Here is a 6,565-nt window from a genome sequence, read left to right as displayed (position 1 = left end):
TTGTGGATATCATGGAGGGTTGTAGCCCTTTTTTTTCGTCCTTGTCAAATGCCATCACGTAACTTTGAAACAAGCTCGAATAATGCTTAGGAGATGATCGCATGAAAAAACGGATATTCTTGTTGTCGGCGTTTCTTGTTTTCACCCTGTTCACGACGGCTGCGGCGCAAAAGATTTATTGGGGCGATGCCGTTCCCGATGGATGGAACGGGACGTGGCCCGAGAAGTTCCGGACCGTAGCCGAGAAAACGAATTTCGTCAAAACGGCGTCCTCCGGCGAAGTCCAGGAGTTCCTCAATGTTTTGAGATGGAACAGCGAGAATGTCCATATCATCAACATGTTCATCAGCGGATTGCGCAAAGCCGGATCTGCCATTGTCCTGGCGGATCCGCGGGTGACCAATCCTGCGCAAGCCCGAGCTTCAGGAAAGGCGGTCGTTTACCTTCAGGGGAATATCCATCCCGGCGAAGCGGAGGCCAAAGAGGCGCTCCTCATGCTCATGCGCGACATCCTTTTTGGGAACAAGAAATATTGGCTCGACAACCTCATCATCATTGTGTGTCCGGTTTTCAATGTCGACGGAACCGATACCCTGGGTTTTGTCCACGGCACTCCTCACCTCATCGGAAACCGGCGCAACATGCAGGATCTTGACCTGAATCGGGATGCCGTCAAGCTGGAAACTCCCGAGGTCAACGGTCTCTATCGGTCGATATTCAACACATGGGACCCCGTCCTGTTCTACGATGGCCATACTATGGGAGGTCAGCACGGCTATGCGATCGGCTATGCGATGTCGACCGTTCCGGCCGCCCAATCCGGACCGCGGGATTACCTCCAACACAAGATGTTTCCCACTCTCCCGGAAGCGGTCCGGAAGAATTTCGGTCTCGAAGTCTTCGACTATGGGGCCATCGATAGACAATGGCCGCCGACGGTCTGGAGCCCGGAAATGGCCCTCTGGACGACCGAGGCCAAGTTCCTGGCCAATTATTATGGTCTGAGGAACCGGATGTCCATTCTGGCCGAGACGGGATATGCGGGTAATAGCCTGGAAAGAAAGACCTATTGCCAGTACGCCCTGATCACCGAGATCCTGGAATACACCTACAGGCACGGCAAAGAGATGATGGAAATCTGCAAAAAAGCCGACGAAGAGGTTGTTACAAAAGTGCTGGCCAAGGCCGAGTCCGGAGAGCTCAAGAATTTCATCGCGGGCAAGTATGAATCGTTGGGCAAGATCGACATCCTGGCTTATCAGAAGAGTAACGCCGCCGAGTTCATTCCGGGGACAAGCGTCCGGGCGATGGTTCCTGCTCACATGCGCGAGGCGCCTGAAGTGATTCGCGGGGTCGATAACCTATCCAAGGCGGTCGGCACTGAAGAGGCGACCATGCCTCGCGGCTACTTGATCCCGGCGGATATGGAATTCGTTGTGGAAAAACTGAGAACGCATAATATCAAGGTCGATATTCTTGAAAAACCCGTCAAGGCCGAGGGCCAGGAGTTCGCCATCGACAGGCTGGCCATGGGTTCGATCGATACGGTCAACCAAGTCCAGATGCTCAAGTTGGAGGGCCGATTCATCCCGTCGGCTTCCAGGGAATTCCCGGCCGGGACTTTCCTCGTGGACTTGGCTCAGCCCGGGGGCAACACGGCTTTCTACTGTCTGGAACCCCAGGCCGCGGACGGATTCGTCGGCTGGGGCGTTTTGACGGATTACCTGCGTTCGCTCGGCATCGACAAACCCGGCGTCATCTATCCGATCTATAAGTACTTCAAGATCCAGGAATAAGGCTGTGTTGATCGATAACGGCCGCCGACAAGGTCTACAAGTTGGGCCACAGCGATTTGAACAAAATCGACATCCGGGCCATCGGCTGGACTGAGGGTTTGCTGATTTAAGCTTTCCCTGACCTGCAATGTCTTGACAGCACAATCAGGGATTGACTATACTGATCTCCAAGCTTGTCATGCCATGAAAGTTCTTCTGTGGATCGTCCTTGGCGGTCTTGCGCTCATTGCGCTCCATAATCTTGCGTTATGGGCTGAGAGGCGAGGTTGGATCTATTATAAATATCAAAAAGCTTCCCCAAGCAGTGTTGGGAGCGCGTTTCTGCAAGTCCAGTCACTCCTTGAGCCGGGAAAAAAGCACATTATCGAGTCAAGGCTCGAAGATGTCGCGGAAGAGGACGAGTCGGGCGATCCGGCGAAATAATCCTGCCCGCTGTCCGAATGGTCTTGATAGGCCCGCCGATCTGCGTTACAATAAAAACTCCTGCCGGTGTCGACTCGGAGACATCCACTGCGATCGGCCGATGCGGATCGCGGCCAGGATTTCGAGATAAATCCTCAATCAAGGAGACGCCATGACTCACACAAAATCGATCCGATGGTTCCTGCCCTTGGGACTTGTCTTTCTCATCTCGGGGGTTTTCGGCCTGGCTTGCACCCCGGCTCAAAAAGACCCAACCCCGGTGTCAGGGCCCATGACGGATGCCGCAGCGAAGTTGAAAGCCTACGAGAAGCATTTCGCCTCGGCGCCGGAGTCGCCTTTCCACGATCTTCGGTGGCAATACATCGGTCCGACGAACGTCAGCGGCCGAATTACGGATCTCGCCGTAGGTAAAACGGAGGATAAGGCCCGTGCCGTTTACGCGGCGACCGCGTCGGGCGGCCTCTGGAAATCCACGGACGAGGGTGACTCTTGGAAGCCTTTGACCGAAAATCTTCCCACAGCGTCCATCGGAGCCGTCGCCGTCTCGGCCTCGAACCCGGACATCGTCTGGATGGGAACAGGCGAGGCCAACGTCATCCGCAGCGGCCAGGCGGGAATCGGCGTTTTCAAATCCGTCGATGCCGGAAAAACCTGGATCCATATGGGTCTCGAAGCCACCTCCACGATTGCCCGGATTGTCATTCATCCCGAAAATCCCGACATCGTCTACGTGGCTGCGCCGGGTCGTCAGTGGACGGACAATCCCGAACGGGGTGTTTTCATGACAAGTGACGGCGGTCGGACGTGGGAACATGTCCTCTCCAAAAACCCGAGGACCGGAGCCAACGATCTGGTCATGGATCCCTCCGATCCCGACACGCTGTATGCGTCCATGTGGCAGAGGATCCGGACCAAGTGGAATGATCCCCGGACCTTCCCGGACTATACCGGAACCGGCATTCATAAGACGACGGACGGCGGGAAAACATGGGCGGCGATCAACACCGGACTTCCCGAACCGCACCACAGGGGCCGGACGGGGCTCTCCATCGCCCATTCCAACCCGAACGTCATCTATGCCTATGTCGACAACTATGAATTTCTCCGCGACATCACGGACGCGGAACGGCGGACGCCCCACGGAAACCCCTCCACCGGATATGTTCACAAAGGCGCGACGATCTATCGCAGCGACGACAAGGGGGAAAACTGGAATAAAGTCAGCCCCCTGACGCCGGAGATGGAAAAGGTCATGTTCGGCCAGTCGATGACCTACGGCTGGTATTTCGGACAGATCCGCGTCGATCCGAACGATGAAAACACGGTTTACACGAGCGGCATCCGCTTCAACGTCTCCCGGGACGGCGGAAAGACGTTTTCGCCCTTGATGCCCCCCGGAGTCGATCATCACGGGATGTGGATCGATCCCGACGATTCCCAATCCTTCATCCTGGCCTTTGACCAGGGACTGGCCATCACCCGGGACGGCGGGAAAACCTGGAAGGATTCGCGGTCGACTCTTCCCGTTGTGCAGTTCTATAATCTCTCACACGACATGGACACCCCGTTCCGGGTCTACGGCTCCGTTCAGGATCACGGCAGTTTCCGCGGCGTCGTCGATCTCAGCAAGGGGCGTGATCAGATCCCCGCGGTGGAATTCGAACGGGCGCCTGGCGGTGAAGCCTCGACCCACGTCATTGATCCGACCAATCCCGAAATCGTGTATTCGGCCGGATTCTTCGGACGCATCACGCGGACCGATTACGGCAAATCCGGAAAAGAGCGTCAGACGGCCATCTTCCCCGAACAAGCCGAGGGCGAGCCCTACCTGCGCGGCCAGTGGCTGGCGCCCATCGCGATGTCGCCCCACGATCCCAAGACCATTTATCTGGGAGTTCAATACCTCTACAGATCCCGCAACATGGGCGACGATTGGGAAAGGATCAGCCCGGATTTAACCACCGACGATGAGTCCAAAAGAGGCGAGGTTCCTTACCAGACGATTTTCGCCATTTCGGAATCCCCGAAGGTTGCGGATCTCATCTATGTCGGAACGGATGACGGACGAGTCCATGTCACCCGCGACGGCGGGGCCAACTGGCAGGAAATCGTCAAGGGTCTGCCGGAGGATCGATGGGTGTCCCGAATCGCCGCCTCGGCCTTCGAAGAGGGAACGGTCTATATGACCCAGAACGGCAAACGCGACGACGATTGCCGTCCCTATGTCTGGAAGTCCACGGACTTCGGTGAAACCTGGAAGGATATTTCCACGAACCTTCCGATCGGCCCGGTGAACGTCATCCGCGAGGATCCGTTCGACAAGAACACTCTGTATCTGGGAACGGACCTGGCGGCCTATATGACGACCGACGGCGGGGCGACGTGGCATGTCCTTGGCGGCAACCTGCCGACGACCTATGTCCACGATCTGGTCATTCACCCCCGCGACAACATCATCGTCATCGCCACGCACGGGCGGGGCATGTGGGCCCTGGACGCCGCGCCGATCAATAAAAAAGAATAATCCGCCGGCCGGGGCGGTCAGTCCATCCCGCATCCCCGGTCTTCGAGGAGGGCGCGCGCTCCGTCCTTCCCTTTGTCCTTGACTCGGAAGGATTTGCAGAGACGGCCGTCGACGAGTTCCAGGATGCGGTCCGCCCGGACAAGGAATTCAATTGTTTGAGATTGTCGTCCGTCGGCAGTCCAGTTCCAAGACAGCATGTTTGATATTCATCCGGTCGGCCGTATAAGTGATATGGATTTTTCCGTCGCCGGCCTGAATCACGGCCGGATAACTGTACTCGCCGTCCGCATGGTCTTCCAGTGTTAAGATATCGCGCCACGCCACTCCGTCAGCGGACAGGGCGACCTTGAGAATATTTCGCCCGCTCGACCAGTCTTCACCCTGCCGAAGGGGATTATAAACGAGCAAAAACCGGCCATCGGACAGGGTCACGGCATCGATTCCGGAATTCGGATTCGACAGGGACAGACAACTCAACGCCTCCCAGGATTGCCCGTCATCGCGCGACCACGATTGAACGATACAATTCTGTTTGCTGCGGCATAGGATCTGCAAGACCCTGTCGTTATGAACAAGGATTGTGGGTTGAATGACGTCAAATCCTCCGGAGGGATCAACCGGAATATTCTTCCAACACATCAGATCATCATTGACGATCTCGATGTGGACCTTCCATTTGCCGTTCGGACCCTCGGTGCTCGAAGGGCAGAGGATTTCCCCGCTGCTCAAGGGAATGGGTTTATTGCGGATGGGGCCGAGAAAGCCGGGGGGAAGCTCCCGTTCCGGTTCCCATGTTATGCCATTATCCGCGGAGATCTTAACCATTCCCCGCCATTCCCTCGGATTTTCGCCGACCTTGTAAAAAAGATACAGCCTCCCATTCTTCGATTTGAAGAGGACAGGATTCCAGCAGGGGAGCCGATTTCCGGAATCATCGGCGCCTTCGGCCAGAAGTTGCGGTGAACTCCAGTGTCCCTTTTCATAGACGGAGGAATAAATGGATACGTCGTTACACCCTTCGGTGGATCCGCCGAACCACGCCGCCATGAGACGGCCCTCTTCCAACTCAACGAGGGTTGAAGCATGATAAACCGTCAGCTCCGGATTCCGGATAATATTCCCGCTGGAGATAACACGGACCCCGGTCCTGGAAGGACAGGAATAGAACATGGACATACCCCACACACCGAAGAGAAGAATCATTAGGGCTTTTCGTTTGGGAACAACACGCATTGGGAAAATAATTATTCCGGCTGCGCTGAAATGTCAAGACCGATTTTCCCGCTATCAGTAGATGTTTCTTGACAACCTCACCGGCGGTGACATAATTTGAGCTTGTGACAAACGGGGGCTGTTTCTCGGCTTGCCGCCGGGAAGGCGTTCGAATAAGGCCCTCGCCAAGATGATAAGACCATGATTCTCAGGCTCAGCGCAAAACTCGCGAAAAAAATCGGTGCGGTATCCACAGAGTCGCTTCCCATGTCCGAAAATCCGTTCCTGGACTGGTCCGGCCATGTGTTCCGAGCAAATCGTGTGGAATATATCATTGTCACGAACACGACTTCGTTGTTTTCTCTCCTGTGCATTGGAAGAGGCGTCACGACTCCGGAAAAGTATACGGAAACCCTGGTGAAGGAATTCGGCAGGTACTTGGCAAGACGTGATGACATTGCTGTCTATTGGAAATCCCCGGCCGCCTATGGCAAGAATGTGGTATATTCTAAAGCGCTGAACCGATCCGTCACGGGAGATATTGTCAAGTCTTGTGTATGAGAAATCTTTGAGCCTATCCTGATGTTTCATTTAGGCCGCCTTCTCCATC

4 protein-coding genes are annotated in these 6,565 nt (G+C 55.6%); 3 read left to right on the top strand and 1 reads right to left on the bottom strand.

What is annotated here, in order from left to right; genetic code table 11:
* Positions 1 to 101 precede the first annotated feature (101 nt).
* Positions 102 to 1,796 carry a M14 family zinc carboxypeptidase gene (locus SCM96_15760; GenBank protein ID MDW7762083.1) on the top strand — a complete coding sequence of 565 codons (1,695 nt, stop codon included), beginning with the start codon at positions 102 to 104 and terminating at the stop codon, positions 1,794 to 1,796.
* Between the two features lie 574 nt (positions 1,797 to 2,370).
* Positions 2,371 to 4,743, top strand: a complete 2,373-nt coding sequence (locus SCM96_15755) for a hypothetical protein (protein ID MDW7762082.1) — start codon at positions 2,371 to 2,373, stop codon at positions 4,741 to 4,743.
* Positions 4,744 to 4,890: 147 nt separating this feature from the next.
* Here SCM96_15755 and SCM96_15750 read toward each other — a convergent pair whose 3' ends face one another.
* A complete protein-coding gene (locus SCM96_15750) occupies positions 4,891 to 5,790 on the bottom strand; it encodes a sialidase family protein (GenBank protein ID MDW7762081.1) in 900 nt (299 codons plus the stop codon).
* 366 nt (positions 5,791 to 6,156) lie between these two features.
* Between SCM96_15750 and SCM96_15745 the strand changes: the two genes are divergently transcribed.
* On the top strand, positions 6,157 to 6,516 hold the full coding sequence (locus SCM96_15745) for a hypothetical protein (protein MDW7762080.1): 360 nt from the start codon (positions 6,157 to 6,159) through the stop codon (positions 6,514 to 6,516).
* Positions 6,517 to 6,565: the final 49 nt, after the last annotated feature.

The sequence above is a fragment of the Acidobacteriota bacterium genome (genome assembly GCA_033549365.1).
Taxonomy (GTDB): Bacteria; Acidobacteriota; Aminicenantia; order Aminicenantales; family Saccharicenantaceae; genus JAWSUF01.
This window is presented reverse-complemented; position numbering and strand designations above follow the sequence as displayed.